This is a genomic window from Geodermatophilus sabuli (genome assembly GCF_900215145.1).
Taxonomy (GTDB): Bacteria; Actinomycetota; Actinomycetes; order Mycobacteriales; family Geodermatophilaceae; genus Geodermatophilus; species Geodermatophilus sabuli.
Genome location: NZ_OBDO01000005.1, coordinates 173,025 through 192,580, shown reverse-complemented (window position 1 = coordinate 192,580; position 19,556 = coordinate 173,025). Strand labels below are relative to the sequence as shown.

The following is a 19,556-nucleotide window of genomic DNA, read 5'->3' as shown; positions in this document are numbered from 1 at the left end:
GCCGGCCAATCTGGGCTCATCTCTGCCGGTTCGCGTCCACCTTGCGCCCACCGACGAGGCCGGGGAGAGAGGCCGGTTGCCTCGCTGCGTCAGACCACCGGAGTGCTGGCGTCGTCCCCCGCCCGCTGGGCCAGCACCTCGGCCAGCTCCTCGAGGGCGTGGAGGTTGACCCCGGACCGGCGACGCCAGGGGGCAGCCCGTAGCGCGGCCCGCACCACTGGTTCGTCGTTCTCGTCGAACCGGTCAAGCTCGTCGCAGTAGCGCAGCACCCGCTCAAGGTCGTGCGCCATGCTGCGGAGGTCGGCTAGGTCTACGGCCTGCTTGTCGGTCAGCTGCGTGGTGACCAGCGGCCGACCGTCCGACCCTGCCATGTTGTAGCCCACAGTGCCGCCACCGGACACGGGGACCAGGTCGGTGGTCAGCTGCTGTCGGTAGAGCGCAGCGGCATCGCCGTCCCGAGTCGTCACCTACCCGAATCTAGGCGCCAGCCGCGCCCGCATTGCCGCCATGGTGCAGTCCGGCGGCGGGCCGACCCGCGCCCGCCGCATCCTCGACCGCTTCGTGGTTGCCGGCCGGGACTCCGCGATCGACGTCGCCAGCGGCGTCGTCACAGGGCAGATCGCGCCGTAGCCCATTTGAGTGGCAGGGGCTGACGGCTGTCCGGCGGATCGATCATCCTGCCTACGGATCGTGTAGTGCTGCGAGTTTGGCGTGCTGCGCGAGGGCCAGGTCGCCCCCACGGGAAGAGAGCACAACTGATGTACCCCCAGCCGGGGCCGCCCTACTACTACCCGCCACCCCAGTTCCAGCCCCAGCCGTCGAACGGTCTTGGTACCGCTGGTTTCGTGCTGGGACTGCTTGGCACGGTGTTGTTCTGGGTGCCGCTGGTCGGCTTCATCCTGGCCGTGCTGGGCATTGTGTTCAGCGCCGTGGGACGTGCCCAGGGTGTACAACGAGGCGCTCCGACCGGCTTGGCGATGGCCGGGCTCGTGCTGGGGATTATCGGTGCAGTCCTCTTCTTCGCGATGCTGCTCGCGTACGCCTGACGTCAAAGCGCCAGCCGCGCCTTGATGGTCGCGGTCGACCCCGGCGGCGGCGGGCCGATCCGTGCCCGGTAGCGCCCCCACCTCTCGCCGGGCGCCGGCCGGTGCGCCAGCAGCCCGGTGGCCGCCGTTCACGCCACGCACGCCGTCTCATGGCGCTCCCGGCCACGAGAGACACGCCAGGCGCCTGCGGGGTCGGCGGCCTCGTCGAACGTCGCCTAGGCCGCTGCCGGCGCCGGCTTGTTCGGGCCGGTCCACTGGCGCACGTCGCAGGCCGCCAGCAGCTCGGCCGGGCGGATCGGTGGCCGGCGTACGACGCCGGCGAGATGATGGAGGCGTGATGGCGCACCTGGCCTGGGGCCTGCTGTGCCTGGCCGCCGCGGTGGTGGCGCTGTCGACCCTGCACGGCTGGGTGCTGGTCGCCGTTGTGCTCGGCCTGGTCGCCGGGCACGGCGCCGGCGCGCCGCTGCTGTTCCAGCGACAGCTACGGGGCCTGCTCGGCCCGCTCGACCCCGATCTGTGAACTCCGTCGACCGAACAGCCGCCTCACGGACGGTCAGGGGCGAGGGTAGGGGGAGGGGGTACCCCCGCACCTTGCGCGCTCGGCGCGCTCGACACCGGCCAACGACGGCCCAGCTGACGCGCGGCCGGCCGGGCGCATCCGGCGTCGAAGCACGTTAGCGCTGCTGCGCGCGCTCAGCCGCGCGCTCGTTGCCGGTCAGCTCTGGGCACGCCCCGGGCGGGAAGGGGGGCTACCCGCTGCCAGCTTCTGCCTTCGCCACCGGCGACGCAGGACGCGCAGGATGGCTGCAACGAGTGCAGTCCCGAAGAAGGCGCCAGCAGCAACGCCCGCCAATTCATCCGCAGCATCGCCGGGTCGCACTCCCAACCAGGGCAGAAGGACAAGCCGCGTGAGGCCGGCGATGAGCCACGCCACCAAGCTGGCCCGTATGACCCATGTCAAACGGATGACCAGGACGAGCCGCTCACTGTCGACGTCCTCGCGCCGCTGGTTCTCTTGGGCGACATAGTCGGCGATCTCGTCGGTAAGCAGCTGCTGAAGTGGACGGCTCCGTTCCTGTGGCAGGTCCTTGATCAGTGCTCCGAGCTCGGACATGCGACGCGGGACGGCGCCCCAACGCCACGTGCTGATGAAGCTGACCAGCGCCGTGAGGATGACCCCGATCAGTCCAAGTAGCGGCGCCACCAACTGGGTGGCCACATCGTCTTGCTGCAACTGCTCCACCTCCCTTGGTGCGGTGGTCAGAATCGCCGCCGTCTTGACGGTGTGGGGGGCACTGCTGACCTGGCCCGCCGCTGCCCAGCATCGAGCACCGGGCAGCGGCGGGGAACAGGGGGCAGCGGCTACAGGGCGACCGGGCCGTGCATCCACCCGTCGCCGACGGTCAGGCTGCTCCGGTCGAGCTGGGCGCCGGTGGCCACGCCGTCGTCGACCGGCCGCACGCGCGCCGGCGCGACGTAGGGCACGCCCGTCTCGGCGTCGACCATGCTCTGCGCACCGGTGCGCAGGTCCCTGGTCACCCGCACCCGCCGGCCCTCGGGGGTGGTCACCTCGTACACCTCCAGGCCGGTGGTGTCCGGGCCGGGGTCCCCTCCTCGCCGGCGCCGGCGCCGACGGCCTCGCGGCCGGCCAGGTGCTCGACGATGACGTCGGCGGCTTGGGCGTTGGCCTCCCGGGCGACGACGGCCGTCACCTCGTCGGCCAGGCTCGTCGTCCTGAGCGTGTCGGGCACGAAGGGCTCGGGCTGGCCCAGCCGGCGGGCGATGTTGGCCTGCTCGTGGCGCAGGTGGTACTGGGCCTGACGGGCGGCCCGCTGCCGGATGTAGGCGCCCAGCACCGGGTCGGCCTTGACGGCGGCCTGCAGCTGCTCGCGGGCTTCGTTCTCCTCGGCGCGCAGGTTGGCCATGCGCCGCTCGATGACCTCGACGGCGGCGGCGTCGAACTCGGCCAGCCGGCGCTCGCGGGCGGCCAGCGCCTCGGCGGCGCGGGCCTCGACGGCGGCCCGCCGCCGGGGTCCGCCGACAGTGACCGTGTCCGGCACTTTTCGGCCGACGACGTCCTGGCCCTCGCCTTGGCCTTCAAGGTGCCGGTCAGCTACTTCTTCTTGCCGCCGCGGTCCGAGGACAACGAGCGACGTGCGGCGGGGGGGGGCGAGCCGCGGCGGCCCCGGTCCCCTGGGACGAGCTGGTGACCGGCCCAGTACTTGGTCGAGGCGGCGGCGCGCGGAGCTTCCTGCGGCGGCTGTGGTCCGAGGAGGTGGCACAGCAGTCCGGCCAGGTGGTGGGGATCGGGCCGGAGGCCCTGACCGTCGGCCTGGACGACGTCGAGCACACCACCTCCCAGCTAGAGGAGGCGACCCAGACCCTGCGCGCGTTCCTGCAGCACGTCCAGCAGGCCGCCGAGGCGAGGCAGCAGTGGGCCGCCGAGAAGGCCGCTGAGATCGCCCAGGACTACCTGGACGAGGGCTGACGAGGAGGACCAGGCGTGAAGGGCTAGACGTTCCGCCGCTGCGGCTGCCGCGACGAGGCCGGAAGGCTGCTCGCGGACTGCCCTCGGCTGGGCAAGGAGCGGGGTCACGGCACCTGGTACTACCGCGCCGATGTCGGCCGTTACACGAACGGACGCCGCCGGGAGCAGCGCACGGGCGGGTTCGCCACCAAAGCTGAGGCCGACGCGGCGCTGGCCAAGGTGCTGGCCGCGGTCGCCACCGGCGAGCATCGCCACGACGCCGGCAGACCATGGCCGGCTACCTGACCGACTGGATGGCCGACCGCGAGGCCCATGGGCTGCGTCCGTCCACCGCGGCCATGTACCGACTCTACGTCGAGTGGCCGGCAGGCCGCCGATGCTGCTGAGTCGCTGGTGCCGGCCCGCGGCGCTCACCCGGCCCGGATGCGCCCACATTGCGCCCACAGGCCCCCGGAGACGACTCAGCGGCCCCACCCCTGGGGGGTGAAGCCGCTGGTCAGAACCGAGCCGCCTGTCGGAATCGAACCGACGACCTTCTCATTACGAGTGAGATGCTCTACCGACTGAGCTAAGGCGGCGGGCGTGCGGCACACAGCCTACGACACGGCCACGGCCGAGCCGCGCAGGGCCGGGCGCGTCAGGCCGGGAGGCGCAACGCCACGGCGAGCGCCTCCAGCGCGATCTGCGGCTTCACGTTCTGCTCCAGGGCGACCCGGCAGGCCAGGACGGCGTCGATGCGCCGCAGCGCCCCCTCCGCGCCGATCCGCCGCGCCAGCTCCTCGGCGTCGGCCCGGCGGTCCGGGTGGTTCAGCGGCAGCGACTCGCCCGGCGCGGAACCGACGACCAGCGCGTCCCGGTAGAGCCCGGCGAGGTCGACCAGGGCCCGGTCGAAGGAGTCCCGGCCGATGCGGGTGGCGCGCGACTTCTGCCTCTTCTCCAGTTCCTTGAGCTGCCCCGCGCTGCCCCGGCTGGCGGCGACGACGCCCGGCCCCCGGGCGCCGACCCCCAGACTGGCCTTCAGGGCCTCGGTCTCCGCGCCGTTCAGCGCGCCGGTGGCCGCGTCGGTCTCCTCCTGGGCCGCGCCGACGAGGTCGTCCGCGGCGTTCAGGCAGGCGGCGAGCGAGACGAGCGACAGCGGGATGTCCAGCACCGCCTTGCGGGTCAGCCGCGCGTCCTCGTCCCGGGCCAGACGCCGGGCGCGGCCGATGTGCCCCCCGGAGGCGCCGGCGGCCCAGGCGGCCAGCGCCGGGTCCACGCCGTCCCGGCGGATCAGCACGTCGGAGATGGCCTCCACCGACGGCGTCCGGAGACCCATCACCCGGCACCGGGAGCGGATGGTCACCGACACGTCCTCCGGGTGCAGGCTCGGCGCGCAGAGCATGATCACCGTCCGCGGCGGCGGCTCCTCGATCATCTTGAGCACCGCGTTGGCCGCCGCCTCGCTCATGCGGTCGGCGTCCTCGACGATGATCACCTGCCAGCGCCCCTGGGACGGCGCCCGCCCGGCCACGCGGACCAGTTCACGGGCCTCGGCGACGCCGATCGACAGGCCGTCCGGGACGATCACGTTGACGTCGGCGTGGGTGCCGGCGAGCACGGTCCGGCAGTCGTGGCAGGTGCCGTCCCCGCCCTGGGGGCACTGCAGCGCGGCGGCGAAGGCGCGGGCGGCGACCGACCGGCCCGAGCCGGGCGGACCGGTGAACAGCCAGGCGTGGGTCATGGCCGCCGGGTCGGTGACCGCGGCGCGCAGCTCGGCGACCACCGTGGGCTGGCCGATCACGGCCTCCCAGACGCCGCCGGTCACGCGGGCACCCCCAGCAGCGCGCCGACCCGCGTCCGGACGTCGGCGGCGAGCGCCTCGACGCCCCGGGTCGCGTCGAGGACCAGGTAGCGGGCGGGGTCGGCCGCGGCGAGGGCCCGGAAGGTCGCCCGGACCCGCTCGTGGAAGTCCAGCGACTCCGACTCCAGCCGGTCGGCGGCCGCCCGGCCGCGGGCCCGGGCCAGGCCCACCTCCGGCGGCAGGTCCAGCAGCACGGTGAGGTGCGGGCGCAGGCCGCCGGTGGCCCAGCGGGAGATGGCCGCGACGTCGTCCAGCGGGATGGTGCGCCCGGCGCCCTGGTAGGCCAGCGAGCTGTCGATGTACCGGTCGGTGACCACGACCCCGCCGGCGTCGAGCGCCGGGTGCAGGACGGCGTGCGCGTGCTGGGCGCGGTCGGCGGCGTACAGCAGTGCCTCCGCGCGCGGCGACAGGCCGGTGTGCGCGCGGTCGAGCACGATCGCGCGGATGGCGGCACCGGCCGGCGTCCCGCCCGGTTCGAACGTGGCCCGCGCCGGGCGTCCCGCGTCGGCCAGCCACGCGCACAGCAGCCGGACCTGGGTGGACTTGCCGACGCCCTCGCCGCCCTCGAAGGCGACGAACAGGCCGGGCGTCGCCGCGCCGCCGGCCGCGTCGGGCAGGGAGAGCGGGCCGGCGTCGGACACGGGGATCGCGGGCTCCCGGAGGTGGGTGGGGCGGGTGGACCGGGCGCCACGGTACCGGCCGCGACCGACCGCTCCGCGCCGGCGCGGCCCTAGGGTCGGGCCGTGACGAGCACCGGCGCGTGGGACCCGGGCGGCTACCTGCGCTTCGCCGGCGAGCGCGCGCGGCCGTTCGCCGACCTGGTGGGCCGGATCGGCGCGCGGGAGCCGCGGGTCGTCGTCGACCTGGGCTGCGGGACCGGCGCCCTGACCGCCTCGCTGGCCGCGCGGTGGCCCGGCGCCCTGGTGACGGGGATCGACTCCTCCCCGGAGATGCTGGCCGCGGCGGCCGCCCACGCCGTGCCCGACCGTCTGCGGTTCGCGCTCGGGGACCTGCGCGACTGGGCGCCCGGCGGTCCGGTCGACGTCCTGGTCACCAACGCCGCCCTGCACTGGGTGCCCGGGCACGCCGGCCTGCTCCGCCGGTGGGCCGGCCACCTCGCACCCGGCGGGTGGCTGGCGCTGCAGGTGCCCGGCAACTGGCGGGCGCCGACGCACACACTGCTGGCCGACCTGTGCCGCTCGCCCCGGTGGGCGGCGGCGCTGGCCCCGGCGGCCCCGGCACCGGATGCGGTGCTGGACCCCGCCGGGTACCTCGAGGTCCTGTCCGGCGCCGGGCTCGCGGTGGACGCGTGGGAGACGACGTACCTGCACGTCCTCACCGGGCAGGACGCGGTGCTCGGCTGGGTGCGCAGCACGGTGCTGCGTCCGGTGCTCGCGCTGCTGGAGGAGGACGACGCCGCCGAGCTGGAGGCGGAGTACGCCGCCGCGCTGCGGGTCGCCTACCCGCGCCGGGAGGACGGCACGACGCTGCTGCCGTTCCGTCGGGTGTTCGCCGTCGGTGTGCGGTCGGGCTGAGCGCGGGGCATCGGTCAGCCGCTCGGCAACTACTTGTCCTACAGGAAAGTAGTTGCCAGAGTGCGGCTCCCCGCCCGTAGAAAGGGAAGCCGATGACCGCTCCCACGCCCCAGTCCGCCGCCGCACTGCTGGCCGAGGCGGCCGCCGCCGACGCCCGGGTCCGCCGCGAGGCCGGCCCCGCCGCGTCGGGGTTCCTCGCCACCCTGGGCTGCGCCAGCGCGGGCTTCTCCCTCGCCCAGCCGGTCGCCGACGGGGACCGCGGCGTCCTCGCCGCCGCGATGGTCTTCGTCTTCGCCGTGCTGGGCGCGGTGCTGGCCCTGCTGGCCGGCCGGCGCTCCACCCGGCACGGGTTCGCCCGCCGCTTCGGGCTCGCGATGGGCGCGTGGGCGGCGGTGTTCGCCGTCGGGCTCGCCGTGGGCCTGGCGTCGGACGCGGCCCGCGGCTGGGCCTTCTGGGCTCCGCTGGCGGTCCTCGTCGCCGCGCCCTGCCTGGTCGGCGCGTGGCGCGAGCTGCCCCGGTGAGCGGTCCGCGGGGAGTGCACCCGCGGCACGAGCTGGACGAGCTCATCCACGCGCCGGTGCGCTTCTCGGTGATGGCGACGCTCGCGTCGGCCGACGAGGCGGAGTTCGGTTTCGTCCGCGACGGGGTCCAGGTCAGCGACTCGATGCTGTCGAAGACGGTGAGCGCGCTGGAGAAGGCCGGCTACGTCGAGGTGCGCAAGGGCTACGTGGGCAAGCGGCCGCGCACCTGGCTGCGGCTGAGCCGGCGCGGCCGGGAGGCGTTTGGCGCCCACGTGGCCGCGCTGCGGGCGATCGCCGACGGGGCGGTGCCCCCGGCTCAGCCGGGGACGAGCCGGTAGGCGTCGGTCCGGTACGGCAGCTCGACCAGCTCCCGGCCCCGGGTGTCGGGGTGGGTGGCGAGCAGCTCCCGGACCTCGGCGAGGAACGCCTCCCGGCGCGCCTCGTCCATCGTCGCGACGTAGCTGCGGGTGGCGATGCCGCCGACCACCTGTTCCGGGGTGACCCGCTGGACCACACCGGAGCGGAACCGCTCGACCCGCGCGTCCAGCTCGCGGGCGAAGTCGTCGACGACGCGCTGGTCGGCCTCGTGATCGCGCGCCTCGGCGGCCAGCACCCGGCCCAGCGCGCCGACCCAGGGCACCTCCTCGTCGCGGGTGTTCCAGACCAGCCCGACGACGCCACGGGGACGCAGCAGCCGCCGCATCTCCGCGGCCGCGGGCGCCGGCTGGAACCAGTGCGCGGCCTGGCCGGCGACGACGGCGTCGACGGCGTCGTCCGGAAGCGGGACGGCCTCCGCCCCGCCGACCAGGGCGGTCATGCCGGGGTGGCGGGCGCGCAGCTCGGCCAGCATGCCCTCGGCCGGCTCGACGGCGACCACCTCGTGGCCGGCCGCGAGCAGGACGCCGGTGAGCAGCCCGGTGCCGGCGCCGAGGTCGAGCACGCGCCGGGGCCGCTCCCCCACGAGGAACGCCACGGCGTCGGCCGGGTAGCTCGGCCGCAGCGCGGCGTACCCAGCGGCGACGGAGCCGAACGAACGGCGCCGCTCCTGCCAGACCGCCGGGTCGAGGTCCCCCGTCGCCACCGCGGCCTCAGCCGGCGGGAACGGCGTCGGTGCCGGCCGCCGTCTTCTTCGCCGTGGTCTTCTTGGCCGCCGTCCTGGTGGCGGTGTTCTTCGCGGCGGTCTTGGCGGGGGTCTTCTTCGCGGCGGCCTTCTTCTTGGTCGCCTTCTTCGTCGTCGGCCGGGCCCGCCGGTCGGCCAACAGCTCGGCGGCGCGCTCCAGGGTGATCGTCTCGACGTCGTCGCCCTTGCGCAGGCTGGCGTTGGTCTCGCCGTCGGTCACGTACGGACCGAACCGGCCCTCGCGGACGGTGATCGCGCCCTCGGTGACCGGGTCGGGGCCGAGCTCCTTGAGCGGCGCCGCGGCGGCTCGCCGTCCCCGCTGCTTGGGCTGGGCGAAGATCGCCAGCGCCTCGTCGAGGGTGACGGTGAACAGCCGGTCCTCGCTCTCCAGCGACCGGGAGTCGGTGCCCTTCTTGAGGTAGGGCCCGTAACGACCGTTGAGCGCCTGGATCTCCTCGCCGTCCGGCGCCGCCCCCACCGTGCGCGGCAGGGTGAGCAGCTTCAGCGCGTCGTCGAGGGTGACCGTCTCCGGCGACATCGACGAGAAGAGGCTCGCCGTCCGGGGGGCCTCCTTGCTGCCCTCGGGGACGACCGTTGTGACGTAGGGGCCGTACCGGCCGGCCTTGACCACGACCGGCAGCCCGGACTCCGGATCGGTGCCGAGCTCGCGGTCGCTGGACGGCGCGGCGAGCAGCTCCTCGACCTTGTCCTGGGTGAGCTCGTCGGGGGCGAGGTCCTCGGGCAGGCTCACCCGCGGACCGTCCTCGCCACCGGCCTGCAGGTAGGGGCCGTAGCGGCCGACGCGGACGAGGACCGGCTCGCCGCCGGGGCCGGTGGCCCGCAGCGGGATGGAGTTGATCCCGCGGGCGTCGATCTCCTCCAGCCGCTGGCCGATGACCTGCTTCAGGCCGCCGGCCTGCGCGATGGCACCGGCGTGCCGGCCCTCGCCGCCGAAGTAGAACTCGGTGAGCCAGTCGACGCGGCGCAGGTCGCCCGAGGCGATCTCGTCGAGCTCCTCCTCCAGGCTGGCCGTGAAGTCGTAGTCGACCAGCTGGGCGAAGTGCTGCTCGAGCAGGTTGACCACCGCGAAGGCGACGAAGGAGGGCACCAGCGCGGCGCCCTTCTTCCACACGTACCCGCGGTCCTGGATGGTCTGCATGATCGACGCGTACGTCGACGGCCGGCCGATGCCGAGTTCCTCGAGCCGGGCGACCAGGCTGGGCTCGGTGTACCGGGACGGCGGCGTGGTCGAGTGACCCTTGGCCTCCAGTTCGCGGGTGTCGAGCTGCTGGCCGCGCTCCACCCGCGGCAGCCGCCGCTCGGCGTCGTCGCTGCCGTGGTCGTCCTCGCCGCCGGCCGAGCCCTCGTCGCGGGACTCGACGTAGGCGCGCAGGAAGCCCGGGAAGGTGATGGTGCGGCCGCTCGCGGTGAACTCGACCGCCTCGTCGGTGCTGCTGCGGCCGGCCAGCCGGATGCTCACCGTCTGACCGACGGCGTCGGCCATCTGGGAGGCCACGGTGCGCTGCCAGATCAGCTCGTAGAGCCGGAACTCGTCACGGGCCAGCTGGCTCGCGAGCTGCCCGGGGGTGCGGAAGCTGTCGCCGGCGGGGCGGATCGCCTCGTGCGCCTCCTGGGCGCCCTTGGCCTTCTTCGCGTAGCGGCGCGCCTCGGCCGGGACGAACGCGTCGCCGTAGAGCTGCCGCGCCTGCGTGCGGGCGGCGTTGATCGCCTCGTTGGACAGGTTGGTCGAGTCGGTCCGCATGTAGGTGATGTGGCCGTTCTCGTACAGCCGCTGGGCGACCCGCATGACCTGCGCGGAGGACCAGCCGAGCTTGCGGCCGGCCTCCATCTGCAGGGTCGAGGTGGTGAACGGCGCGTACGGGCGCCGCCGGTACGGCTTCTCGTCCACCCGGCTGACGGTGACCTGCCGACCCTCGAGCCGGGCCGCCAGCCCGCGGGCGCCGGCCTCGTCGAGGTGGACGACGTCGCCGGTCACCCGACCGGTGGCGGGGTCGAAGTCGCGGCCGGTGGCCACGCGGCTGTCGTCGACGCTGACCAGGCGGGCCCGCAGGGTCGTCGGCTCCCCCTCGTCGGTGCCGGCGCGCTCGGCGACGGCGAAGGTGCCCTCCAGTGACCAGTAGTCGGCCGACCGGAACGCCATCCGCTCCCGCTCCCGCTCGACCACGATGCGGGTGGCCACCGACTGCACGCGGCCGGCCGAGAGCTTCGGCAGCACCTTCTTCCACAGCACGGGGCTGACCTCGTAGCCGTAGAGCCGGTCGAGGATGCGGCGGGTCTCCTGCGCGTCGACCAGCGCGGTGTCCAGCTCGCGCGGGTTGGCCACGGCGCGGGCGATCGCCTCGGGGGTGATCTCGTGGAACACCATGCGGCGCACCGGCACCCGCGGCTTGAGCGTGTCGACCAGGTGCCAGGCGATGGCCTCGCCCTCGCGGTCCTCGTCTGTCGCGAGGTAGACCTCGCTGGCGTCCTTGACCAGCTGCTTGAGCCGGCCGACCTGCTGCTTGCGGTCGGGGCTGACCACGTAGAGCGGCTCGAACCCGTTGTCGACGTCCACCCCGAGCCGGGCCCACGAGGCGCCCTTGTGCTCGGCGGGCACGTCGGCGGCGTTGCGCGGGAGGTCCCGGATGTGCCCGACGCTGGCCTCGACGACGTAGCCGTTGCCCAGGTAGCCGGCGATCTTCCCGGCCTTGGTCGGGGACTCCACGATGACCAACGGCCGCCCACCACCGGCCGCCGTGGTGCGGCGGCGGGCAGGGGTGCTGGTGCCGCCGGCCGTCCGGCCGGCGGTCTCGGTGCCGTTGTTCGCGGTCTTCGTGGGGGCCACGGTGCTCCTGTCGGTGCTGCTCGGTGCAGGCGCCGTGCATCCGGCGCCGGACGACGCGATCGCTGCGCGTACGCCCTCGGCGACGCCACGGTAGGCCACGACCCCGACGAGCGGGTGCGCGGCGACCCAGCGTGGGCGTGCCGTCACCCGCTCCAAGGGTCGGGGACGGCCGCGTGTTCCCACGTCGTCAGTCCGCCGGCCGGGAGGCCGCGACGACCTCGCCGATCGCCGCGAGGGTCGGGAACTGCTCGTCGTAGTACTCCGTGTGCAGCATGCCCTCCTCGACGGGCAGTTCCACGGCCCCGAACGCATCGGTCCACGTCGGGTGCTCCCCGTGCCAGTCCCACCAGCTGATCGGGTCGAAGGCCGGCGACGCCTCGTACACCTCGGCGACCTCCAGTCCCTCGACGTCGTGGTCCATGCCCGGGCTGCCGTTGAGGACCACCGCGTCGGCCGCCAACTCCCCCGGCGCGCCGGCGGCGGCGTCGACCACCCGCGTCCCGTAGCTGTGCGCGCTGACGACGACGCGCGCCGGATCAGCGGCACGGGCCGCGGCGAGACCGTCCAACGTCGCGTCGAGCGCCCGGCCGCCCTCTCGGCTGGTCGACGTCCCCAGGGCGCCCGGGCCCATCGGTGGTCGGTAGCCGAACCAGGCGACCGTGGCCACCGCCAGCGCCGGTGCGGCGGCCCGGGCGGCGTCGGCGACCGCGTCGGCGTCGTCGGCCAGCTCGTCGAGGTCGTCCCGCGGCGTGTTGAGCATGCCGGGCACCAGGAGGGCGACGGAGTCGGCGGTGTCCAGGTCGCCCAGGCCGAGCGCCACCAGCTCCTCGGCCGGGCGGAACCGGAGGAGTTGCACGGTCTCTCCCGTCTCCTCCCGGTCGGCGATCTCCGCTCCGACCGAGGCCGCCACCGCGTGGCCCGACGCCGACGGGTCGGCGAGCACCCGGCCGAGGACGATCCGGTTGGCGCGGTCCCGGGCCCAAGCCGGGAGACCCTCCAGGTCGCCCAGCCGGTCCGGGTGGCCGGAGATCGCGCTGATCCGCGCCGCCGTGGACAGGCTCCCCCACCAGGCGGCGACCGCGGTCGCACCGCCGTCCATCGGGGGCGGCGGAGCCGGCGCGGCCGACGTCTCGACGGCCACCAGCCAGGACAGGTCCTCGAAGGTCGCCGGGGAGAGGACGCCGCCGATCCCGAGCCCCGCGAGGGCATCCGCCGCGTCGGCGGCTGCCAGGGCCGCCCGTCGCGCGGCCTCCGCCGCGTCGATCCCCAGGGCCTCCGCTCGCCGCGCGGCGGCGACGTGGCCGGAGTCGGAGCCGGTGACGGGGTCGACCGGCAGCGGACCCGCCAGCCGGCCGGCCGCGTCCAGGACGACCGGGACGGCGACGGCGGCCGCCAGGGCCTGCTCGGCCCACTCCTGCGCGGTGGCCGCCTCGGCGAGCAGGCGCTCGGCGTGCTCGAGCGACTCGCCGAGGGCCATGGCCACCGACGTCGCGACGGTGGACACCTCGATGAGCGCCGCACCGGCGGACTGCGCGGCCGGCCCGTACCAGCACTCGGCGTCGGTCAGGGACCGGCCGACGGCCTCCGTCCGGGCCCGCCACGACGGCAGCCGTTCGGCCACCGCGGTGAGGGTGAACACGGCGCCTCGCAGCAGCGGGACGTCCCAGCCGGCGACCTCGGTCAGGGCGGGAGCGCTCACCGGGGTGCCGTGCCCTGGCGGCGAGCCAGCACCCGGTCGGCCAGCACCGCGTCGGTCAGGCGATAGGAGGCGACCGCCGAGCGCAGCGTCCCGGCGAGGGCGCCGGTGTGCTGGGCGACCAGGTCGAGCAGCCCGCCCCAGCCCGCTCCGGCGGCGCCGGCGCGCTCGCCGACGTCGGGCCCGGCCGCGGTCCCGAGGGAGACCGCGGTGGACCGGCACAACCGGGCGTCGTCGTCCAGCTCGGCGGCGAGCGCGTCCAACTCGGCGGCCAGCGCCTCGATGGCGTCGAACTCGGCGGCGATGGTCAGGGACACGGGGCCTCCCGGCGGTCGGGCCGGTCCCCGGTGGGATCGGCGCGGCCGGACGCTAGGCCGGACCTCCCGCGGACCCGGGCGTCCCGTCCACAGCCGGTCCCGTCGTCCACAGGACGCCGCCGGGATCCTCCGACCGGCATCCGCCGGCCGGAGGATCCCGGCGTGCGATCAGGGTGCGGTGGTGGTGAGCGAGTCGGCGGGGGCGTTGGCCGCCCCGCCGACGACCACCGAGCGACGCTTGGACACGATGACGGCACCGACGATGATCGCGGTCGCGACGAGGGCGATGGTCAGCCGGAGCGTCGTGTTCTGGTCGACCCCCACCGACATGCCGACGACGGCCGGCGCGATGAGCAGCGCCACCAGGTTCATGACCTTGATCAGCGGGTTGATCGCCGGCCCGGCGGTGTCCTTGAACGGGTCGCCGACGGTGTCGCCGATGACCGTCGCCGCGTGGGCCTCGCTGCCCTTCCCGCCGTAGGCGCCGTCCTCCACCATCTTCTTGGCGTTGTCCCAGGCGCCGCCGGAGTTGGCGAGGAAGACCGCCATCAGCGTGCCCGCCGCGATGGCGCCCACCAGGTAGGCCGCCAACGGCCCGAAGCCGAGCCCGAAGCCGACCGCCACCGGCGCCAGGACCGCGAGCAGCCCGGGGGTGGCCAGCTCGCGCAGGGAGTCCTTGGTGCAGATGTCGACGACGCGGCTGTAGTCCGGCCGCTCGGTGAAGTCCATGATCCCGGGCTTGGTGCGGAACTGTTCCCGCACCTCGAACACGACGCGCCCCGCCGCCCGCGACACGGCGCTGATCGCCAGGCCGGAGAAGAAGAACACGACGGCGGCACCGAGCAGCGCGCCCACGATGTTGTTCGGGTTCACCAGGCTGAAGGCGTTCCCGAGGGTGTCGCCGGCCTCCTCCAGCGCGACGCCGATCTGGGCGTTGTAGGAGCCGAACAGCGCGGTCGCGGCGAGGACGGCTGTGGCGATCGCGATGCCCTTGGTGATGGCCTTGGTGGTGTTGCCGACCGCGTCGAGGTCGGTGAGCACGCGGCCGCCCTCCTCGTCGATGTCCCCGGACATCTCGGCGATGCCCTGCGCGTTGTCACTGACCGGCCCGAAGGTGTCCATCGAGACGATCACGCCGGCGGTGGTCAGCAGGCCGCAGCCGGCCAGCGCGACGGCGTAGAGGGCGGCGCCGCCACCGATGAGGAAGGCGCCGTAGACCGCGCCGCCGATGAGCAGCGCGGCGTAGACGGCCGACTCCAGGCCCAGGGAGATGCCGGAGAGGATGACCGTGGCCGGGCCGGTCAGCGAGCTGCGGCCGACGTCCTGCACGGGCTTGCGGCTGGTCTCGGTGAAGTAGCCGGTCAGCAGCTGGATGGCTGCGGCGAGCACGATGCCGATGAGCACGGCCACGAAGCCCATGACCTGGGGGCTGATGGCGCTGTCCGGCACGTCGGCCACGCTGGGCAGCACGGTGAACGACGCCGCAGCGACGAGCACGAGCGAGACGACGGCGGAGGTGAAGAAGCCCCGGTTGATCGGCGCCAGGCCGTTGGCGTCGCCCTTGCCGGGGTTGCTGGCGAGGATGCCGACGACCGAGGCGATGACCCCGATGGCGGCGACGACCAGGGGGAAGACCATGCCGACGGAGCCGAAGAAGACCTGACCCAGGATGAGCGCGGCGACCAGGGTGACCGCGTAGGACTCGAAGAGGTCGGCGGCCATGCCCGCGCAGTCACCGACGTTGTCGCCCACGTTGTCGGCGATGGTGGCCGCGTTGCGGGGGTCGTCCTCGGGGATGCCGGCCTCCACCTTGCCGACCAGGTCGGCGCCGACGTCGGCGGCCTTGGTGAAGATCCCGCCGCCGACGCGCATGAACATCGCCAGCAGGGCGCCGCCGAAGCCGAAGCCCTCCAGGACGACGGGGGCGGTCTCGTCGAACAGCAGCAGAGCCAGTGCCGCCCCGAAGAGGCCGAGGCCGACGGTGATCATCCCGCAGACGCCACCGGTGCGGTACGCGATGCGGAAGGCCGGCCGGTAGCCGCCGGTGCGGGCGGCGGCGGCCACCCGGACGTTGCCGCGGGTGGCCAGGGTCATCCCGATGAACCCGACCATCGCGGAGAACAGGGCGCCGACGAGGAAGAACAACGCGCGGCCCACGCGGGTGCCCCAGCCACCCTCGTGGACGGGGAGTACGAGCAGGACCAAGAAGACGATGACGGCGAATACGGCGAGGGTGCGGAACTGTCTGCGCAGGTACGCGGCCGCACCCTCCTGCACCGCCTTCGCGATCTCGCGCATCGTCGTCGTGCCCTGATCGGCGGCCATGACGGCCCGCACCAGGTAGGCGGCGAAGGCGAGGGCGGCGATCGAGATGGCGAGGACGATCGTCACGAGAACGACGTCCCCGCCGGAGAGTGCACTGTCCGGCATGTGTTTCCTCCAAGCGGTCGGCTGCCCCCGGGGCTCACCTGCGCTCCGGTCGGCGGAGGGCGGTCCGGGGTGTACGGGGATCCGCACGCCCTGGACGTCGCGCGAGTGTAAGGGAGATCACACGCCGTGTCGGGGGCTCGACGATCCGCTGTCCGGAGCGGGGCGCAGGTTGCCCGCAGGTGTGACAGTGGGGAGGTGGCCACGCTCCACCAGGTCCGGTCGGCTCCCCCTCCCGGCACGGATCCCGGTCCAGGGGGTGCGGTCCTGCCCGGTGCGGACCTGCTGGCGGCGCTCCTCGCCGGGACGCCGGAGGAGGAGCAGCCGGTCACCCACGTCCACCGGATGCCGGTGCGCGAGAGCCGCACGCAGCCGTGGCCCGAATGGGTGGGGGCGCAGCTGCGCGAGCGGCTGGAGACGCAGGGCGTCCAGGCGCCCTACCGGCACCAGGTCGAGGCCGCGGAGCTGGCGCACGACGGCCGGCACGTCGTCGTCGCGACCGGCACCGCGTCGGGGAAGTCGCTGGCCTACCAGGTCCCGGCGCTGACCCGGCTGGCGGAGGACCCGCGCGCCTGCGTCCTGTACCTGGCCCCCACCAAGGCGCTGGCCCGCGACCAGCTCGCCGCCCTCGCCGACCTCGCCGACCCGTCGGTGCGGCCCGCGGCCTACGACGGCGACACCCCCATGGAGGAGCGGGAGTGGGTCCGGCGGCACTCGCGCTGGATCGTCACCAACCCGGACATGCTGCACCGCGGTGTCCTGCCGGCCCACCAGAAGTGGTCGAGCACCCTGCGTCGGCTGGCCTACGTCGTCGTGGACGAGTGCCACGCCTACCGCGGCGTCTTCGGGTCGCACGTCGGGCACGTCCTGCGGCGGCTCCGGCGGATCTGCCGGCGCTACGGCGCCGAGCCGGTGTTCCTGCTCGCGTCGGCCACCGTCGCCGAGCCCGCCGAGGCGGCCACCCGGCTGGTCGGCGCCCCTGTCGTCGCGGTGACCGAGGACGGCTCGCCACGGCCGGGCGCCACCTTCGCCCTCTGGGAGCCACCCCTCACCGAGCGCACCGGTGAGCACGGCGCCCCGCTGCGCCGGTCGGCCGCCGCCGACGCCGCGACCCTCCTCGCCGACCTGGTCGAGCGCAACGCACGCACGCTGGCGTTCGTGCGGTCGCGCCGCAGCGCCGAGTCCGTGGCCGACCAGGCCCGCCACATCCTGCGCGACCGCGGCCGCGCCGAACTGGCCCGCCGCGTGGACTCGTACCGCGGCGGCTACCTGCCCGAGGAGCGGCGCGAACTGGAGCGGGCCCTGTCCAGCGGAGAGCTGCTCGGCGTCGCCACGACCAACGCCCTCGAGCTGGGCATCGACATCGCCGGGCTCGACGCCGTCGTCCTGGCGGGGTACCCGGGGACGCTGGCCTCGCTGTGGCAACAGGCCGGCCGGGCCGGACGCGCCCAGCGGGAGTCGCTCGTGGTCTTCGTCGCCCGCGACGACCCGCTGGACCACTACCTCGCCCACCACCCGCGGGCGGTGTTCGGACGTCCTGTCGAGGCCACCGTCACCGACCCGACCAACCCCTACGTGCTCGGGCCCCAGCTGTGCTGCGCCGCCGCGGAACTCCCCCTGGTGCCCGCCGACCTCCCGGACTTCGGCGGGCCGCCCGCCGAGGCGCAGGTCGCGGAACTGGTCGCCACGGGGCTGCTCCGGCGGCGTCCCACCGGCTGGTACTGGGCCGGCCGCGGGCGGCCCGACGTCGACATCCGGGGCAGCGGCCTCGAGCCCGTGACGATCATCGAAGGTGCGACCGGCCGGCTCCTGGGCACCGTCGACGGCGACGCCGCGCACGCCACGGTGCACACCGGCGCCCTGTACGTGCACCGGGGCGAGACCTACGTCGTGGACGAGTTCTGCGTCGAGGACGCCACCGCGGTGGTGCACCCCGAGAGCCCGGAGTGGACGACGGTGGCCCGCGACGTCACCGACCTCGCGGTGGTCTCCACCGACCGCTCGTGGCGCCTGGGGACGGTGACCGCGCACACCGGCGTCGTGGACGTGACCAACCAGGTGGTCGCCTACCAGCGTCGCCGGCTGGGGACCGGCGAGGTGCTCGCGGAGTTCCCGCTCGACCTGCCCCCCCGTCAGCTGCGCACCCGCGCGGTCTGGCTGACCCTCGACGAGCAGGCGGTGGCCCGCGCGGAGGTCGACGAGATCGCCCTGCCCGGGTCCCTGCACGCCGCCGAGCACGCCGCGATCGGGATCCTGCCGCTGCTGGCCACCTGTGACCGGTGGGACCTCGGCGGCGTCTCCACCGCGCTGCACCCCGACACCGGGGCGGCCACGATCGTCGTCTACGACGGCCACCCCGGTGGCGCGGGTTTCGCCGAGCGCGGCTTCGCCGTGCTGCGCCGCTGGCTGCAGGCCACGCGGGCGACGGTCGCCAGTTGTGAGTGCGAGAGCGGCTGCCCGTCCTGCGTCCAGTCACCCAAGTGCGGCAACGGCAACGACCCGCTGGACAAGGGCGGCGCGGTGCGCGTGCTCGACGTCGTCCTCGACGAGCTGGCCGCCGCCGAGGAGCGGGGCCAGCAGCCCGCCGCCGACCCCGCGCCCGGCGGTGCCGAGGCGGTGACGCCGACGAGCGGGGTGCCGTCGTCGTCCGCTCCGGAGGAGCGGCGCGCGGACGGCGCACCCCCGGCGGGGCCGGCCGAGGCGGCACAGGCACGGGCCGCCGGCAGAGCACAGGACCAGGAGCCGACCGTCGACGCGGAGGAGCCGGCGCCGGCGGCGACCACCGACGCGGACACACCGCCCGCCAGCAGGGCCGCCGGCGGGAACGACCTGGTCTTCTGAACCTCCGGGCCGAGGACGGGTAGTGACCGTCACGGCGGCGCCACCGGGACCTGCGCCACCGGCCCGGCCCGGGCCCGGGCGGCCGCCTCCCGGACGCCGAGCGGCCCGAGGCGCACCGGCACCACGACGGCGACCTCGACCACCGCCGCGCCGTCCACACCGCAGCCGGTGAGGCGGGCTCCGTTGGCGTCCGCCACCCGGGCGGCCGCCGCGCAGGGGTCCGCCCGACCCCGGACAGCGTGCTCGGCCGCCGCCAGCGCGGCCAGGTCCGCCGCTCCCGTCGCCCGGTGACGGCCGACCACCGCCGACCCGACGAGCACGGCCGCCACGCCGATCGCCGCGAGCGCCCCCGCCAGCGCGACCACCCAGACCGTCGCCGATCCGCGCTCGCCGGTCAACGGCGGTCCGCCGCTCATCCGCTCGCGCCCGGGGCCGCCGGCCACCCGCTGCCGCCGCTCACGCGCTGCCGCCCGAGGCCGCCGGCGGCGCCTGGCCGTCCGGCTCGCGCTCGGCCACGGCGGTCGCCGAGACCCGGACGCGGAACGGCACGGGCCCCAGCGGGGCGACCTCCGCCGCCACGGTCACCGAGACCGACGGCCCCTCGGCGGCCACCGTGGTGAGCGCTCCGGCGGGGGCGGCGCGGCCGGCGAGGGCGACCACGACGGCGGCGTCCTCGCCCCGGGCCGCCGCACGCGCCCCCTCGCGGGCGGCGTCGACACAGCGCAGCTGGGCGCCGACGACGGTCACCGCCGCCACCGCGCCGGCGAGGACCAGCAGCAACACGGGCAGGACGACGGCGGTCTCGGCGGTCACCATGCCCGCCTCGCGGCGGTCGGGCGTACGCACCCGGGCGCCCCGGCGCCGGATCCCGCCCCCGGCC

At 75.1% G+C, this 19,556-nt stretch carries 22 protein-coding genes and 1 tRNA gene; 9 read left to right on the top strand and 14 right to left on the bottom strand.

Annotated elements, in window-relative coordinates; all coding sequences use genetic code 11:
- Positions 1-89: 89 nt before the first annotated feature.
- Complete coding sequence (locus CRP39_RS13230; protein WP_097206839.1) at positions 90-467, bottom strand: hypothetical protein; 378 nt, start codon at positions 465-467, stop codon at positions 90-92.
- A 40-nt stretch (positions 468-507) separates the two neighbouring features.
- Here CRP39_RS13230 and CRP39_RS28045 point away from each other — a divergent pair, with 40 nt between their 5' ends.
- The 3 genes from CRP39_RS28045 to CRP39_RS13220 all read left to right on the top strand — a co-directional run bounded on the left by CRP39_RS28045 (position 508) and on the right by CRP39_RS13220 (position 1,566).
- Complete coding sequence (locus CRP39_RS28045) at positions 508-630, top strand: hypothetical protein (RefSeq protein ID WP_260179611.1); 123 nt, start codon at positions 508-510, stop codon at positions 628-630.
- Positions 631-758: 128 nt separating this feature from the next.
- A complete protein-coding gene (locus CRP39_RS13225) occupies positions 759-1,046 on the top strand; it encodes a hypothetical protein (RefSeq protein ID WP_097206838.1) in 288 nt (95 codons plus the stop codon).
- Positions 1,047-1,383: 337 nt separating this feature from the next.
- Complete coding sequence (locus CRP39_RS13220; RefSeq protein ID WP_143426633.1) at positions 1,384-1,566, top strand: hypothetical protein; 183 nt, start codon at positions 1,384-1,386, stop codon at positions 1,564-1,566.
- Between the two features lie 195 nt (positions 1,567-1,761).
- Here CRP39_RS13220 and CRP39_RS13215 read toward each other — a convergent pair whose 3' ends face one another.
- The 3 genes from CRP39_RS13215 to CRP39_RS13205 form a co-directional block, all read right to left on the bottom strand.
- Complete coding sequence (locus CRP39_RS13215; RefSeq protein ID WP_097206836.1) at positions 1,762-2,289, bottom strand: hypothetical protein; 528 nt, start codon at positions 2,287-2,289, stop codon at positions 1,762-1,764.
- A gap of 119 nt (positions 2,290-2,408) precedes the next feature.
- Complete coding sequence (locus CRP39_RS13210; protein WP_143426632.1) at positions 2,409-2,615, bottom strand: hypothetical protein; 207 nt, start codon at positions 2,613-2,615, stop codon at positions 2,409-2,411.
- On the bottom strand, positions 2,612-3,106 hold the full coding sequence (locus CRP39_RS13205; protein WP_097206834.1) for a hypothetical protein: 495 nt from the start codon (positions 3,104-3,106) through the stop codon (positions 2,612-2,614). The genes CRP39_RS13210 and CRP39_RS13205 overlap by 4 nt, the downstream gene beginning before the upstream one ends.
- A gap of 215 nt (positions 3,107-3,321) precedes the next feature.
- On the opposite strand from CRP39_RS13205, the gene CRP39_RS13200 reads away from it, so the two are divergent.
- Positions 3,322-3,534: a hypothetical protein gene (locus tag CRP39_RS13200; RefSeq protein ID WP_097206833.1), complete on the top strand. Its 213-nt coding sequence runs from the start codon at positions 3,322-3,324 to the stop codon at positions 3,532-3,534.
- A gap of 66 nt (positions 3,535-3,600) precedes the next feature.
- Positions 3,601-3,819 (top strand): Arm DNA-binding domain-containing protein, encoded by a 219-nt coding sequence (locus CRP39_RS28340; protein ID WP_097207025.1) that lies wholly within the window; start codon positions 3,601-3,603, stop codon positions 3,817-3,819.
- 220 nt (positions 3,820-4,039) lie between these two features.
- Here the strand turns inward: CRP39_RS28340 and CRP39_RS13190 are convergent.
- From CRP39_RS13190 to tmk, 3 genes are all read right to left on the bottom strand, one after another.
- Positions 4,040-4,112 (bottom strand) — tRNA-Thr (locus tag CRP39_RS13190).
- 59 nt (positions 4,113-4,171) lie between these two features.
- The gene (locus CRP39_RS13185) at positions 4,172-5,338 is read right to left on the bottom strand and encodes a DNA polymerase III subunit delta' (RefSeq protein ID WP_097206832.1); all 1,167 of its coding nucleotides are present in this window, start codon (positions 5,336-5,338) and stop codon (positions 4,172-4,174) included.
- Positions 5,335-6,015 (bottom strand): dTMP kinase, encoded by a 681-nt coding sequence (gene tmk / locus CRP39_RS13180; protein WP_245853838.1) that lies wholly within the window; start codon positions 6,013-6,015, stop codon positions 5,335-5,337. Before tmk ends, CRP39_RS13185 begins: the two co-directional genes overlap by 4 nt.
- Positions 6,016-6,117: 102 nt before the next feature.
- Between tmk and CRP39_RS13175 the strand changes: the two genes are divergently transcribed.
- From CRP39_RS13175 to CRP39_RS13165, 3 genes are all read left to right on the top strand, one after another.
- On the top strand, positions 6,118-6,909 hold the full coding sequence (locus tag CRP39_RS13175) for a trans-aconitate 2-methyltransferase (RefSeq protein WP_097206831.1): 792 nt from the start codon (positions 6,118-6,120) through the stop codon (positions 6,907-6,909).
- 92 nt (positions 6,910-7,001) lie between these two features.
- On the top strand, positions 7,002-7,430 hold the full coding sequence (locus tag CRP39_RS13170) for a hypothetical protein (protein WP_097206830.1): 429 nt from the start codon (positions 7,002-7,004) through the stop codon (positions 7,428-7,430).
- Complete coding sequence (locus CRP39_RS13165) at positions 7,427-7,768, top strand: winged helix-turn-helix domain-containing protein (RefSeq protein WP_245853837.1); 342 nt, start codon at positions 7,427-7,429, stop codon at positions 7,766-7,768. Before CRP39_RS13170 ends, CRP39_RS13165 begins: the two co-directional genes overlap by 4 nt.
- Here the strand turns inward: CRP39_RS13165 and CRP39_RS13160 are convergent.
- From CRP39_RS13160 to CRP39_RS13140, 5 genes are all read right to left on the bottom strand, one after another.
- Entirely contained in the window at positions 7,747-8,511 is a 765-nt protein-coding gene (locus CRP39_RS13160) for a class I SAM-dependent methyltransferase (RefSeq protein WP_097206829.1), read from the bottom strand. The genes CRP39_RS13165 and CRP39_RS13160 overlap by 22 nt on opposite strands.
- Positions 8,512-8,518: 7 nt before the next feature.
- Positions 8,519-11,395 carry a type I DNA topoisomerase gene (gene topA / locus CRP39_RS13155; RefSeq protein ID WP_097207022.1) on the bottom strand — a complete coding sequence of 959 codons (2,877 nt, stop codon included), beginning with the start codon at positions 11,393-11,395 and terminating at the stop codon, positions 8,519-8,521.
- 187 nt (positions 11,396-11,582) lie between these two features.
- Positions 11,583-13,094: an alpha/beta hydrolase gene (locus CRP39_RS13150; RefSeq protein WP_097206828.1), complete on the bottom strand. Its 1,512-nt coding sequence runs from the start codon at positions 13,092-13,094 to the stop codon at positions 11,583-11,585.
- Positions 13,091-13,408: a hypothetical protein gene (locus CRP39_RS13145; protein ID WP_097206827.1), complete on the bottom strand. Its 318-nt coding sequence runs from the start codon at positions 13,406-13,408 to the stop codon at positions 13,091-13,093. Before CRP39_RS13145 ends, CRP39_RS13150 begins: the two co-directional genes overlap by 4 nt.
- Positions 13,409-13,576: 168 nt before the next feature.
- On the bottom strand, positions 13,577-15,838 hold the full coding sequence (locus CRP39_RS13140) for a sodium-translocating pyrophosphatase (RefSeq protein ID WP_097206826.1): 2,262 nt from the start codon (positions 15,836-15,838) through the stop codon (positions 13,577-13,579).
- A gap of 195 nt (positions 15,839-16,033) precedes the next feature.
- Here CRP39_RS13140 and CRP39_RS13135 point away from each other — a divergent pair, with 195 nt between their 5' ends.
- Complete coding sequence (locus tag CRP39_RS13135; protein ID WP_245853835.1) at positions 16,034-18,676, top strand: DEAD/DEAH box helicase; 2,643 nt, start codon at positions 16,034-16,036, stop codon at positions 18,674-18,676.
- Positions 18,677-18,705: 29 nt separating this feature from the next.
- Here the strand turns inward: CRP39_RS13135 and CRP39_RS13130 are convergent, their stop codons facing one another.
- Together CRP39_RS13130 and CRP39_RS13125 are read right to left on the bottom strand one after the other, a co-directional pair.
- Complete coding sequence (locus tag CRP39_RS13130) at positions 18,706-19,092, bottom strand: Rv3654c family TadE-like protein (RefSeq protein WP_097207021.1); 387 nt, start codon at positions 19,090-19,092, stop codon at positions 18,706-18,708.
- 40 nt (positions 19,093-19,132) lie between these two features.
- A complete protein-coding gene (locus CRP39_RS13125) occupies positions 19,133-19,522 on the bottom strand; it encodes a TadE family type IV pilus minor pilin (protein WP_245853833.1) in 390 nt (129 codons plus the stop codon).
- Between the last annotated feature and the right edge of the window lie 34 nt (positions 19,523-19,556).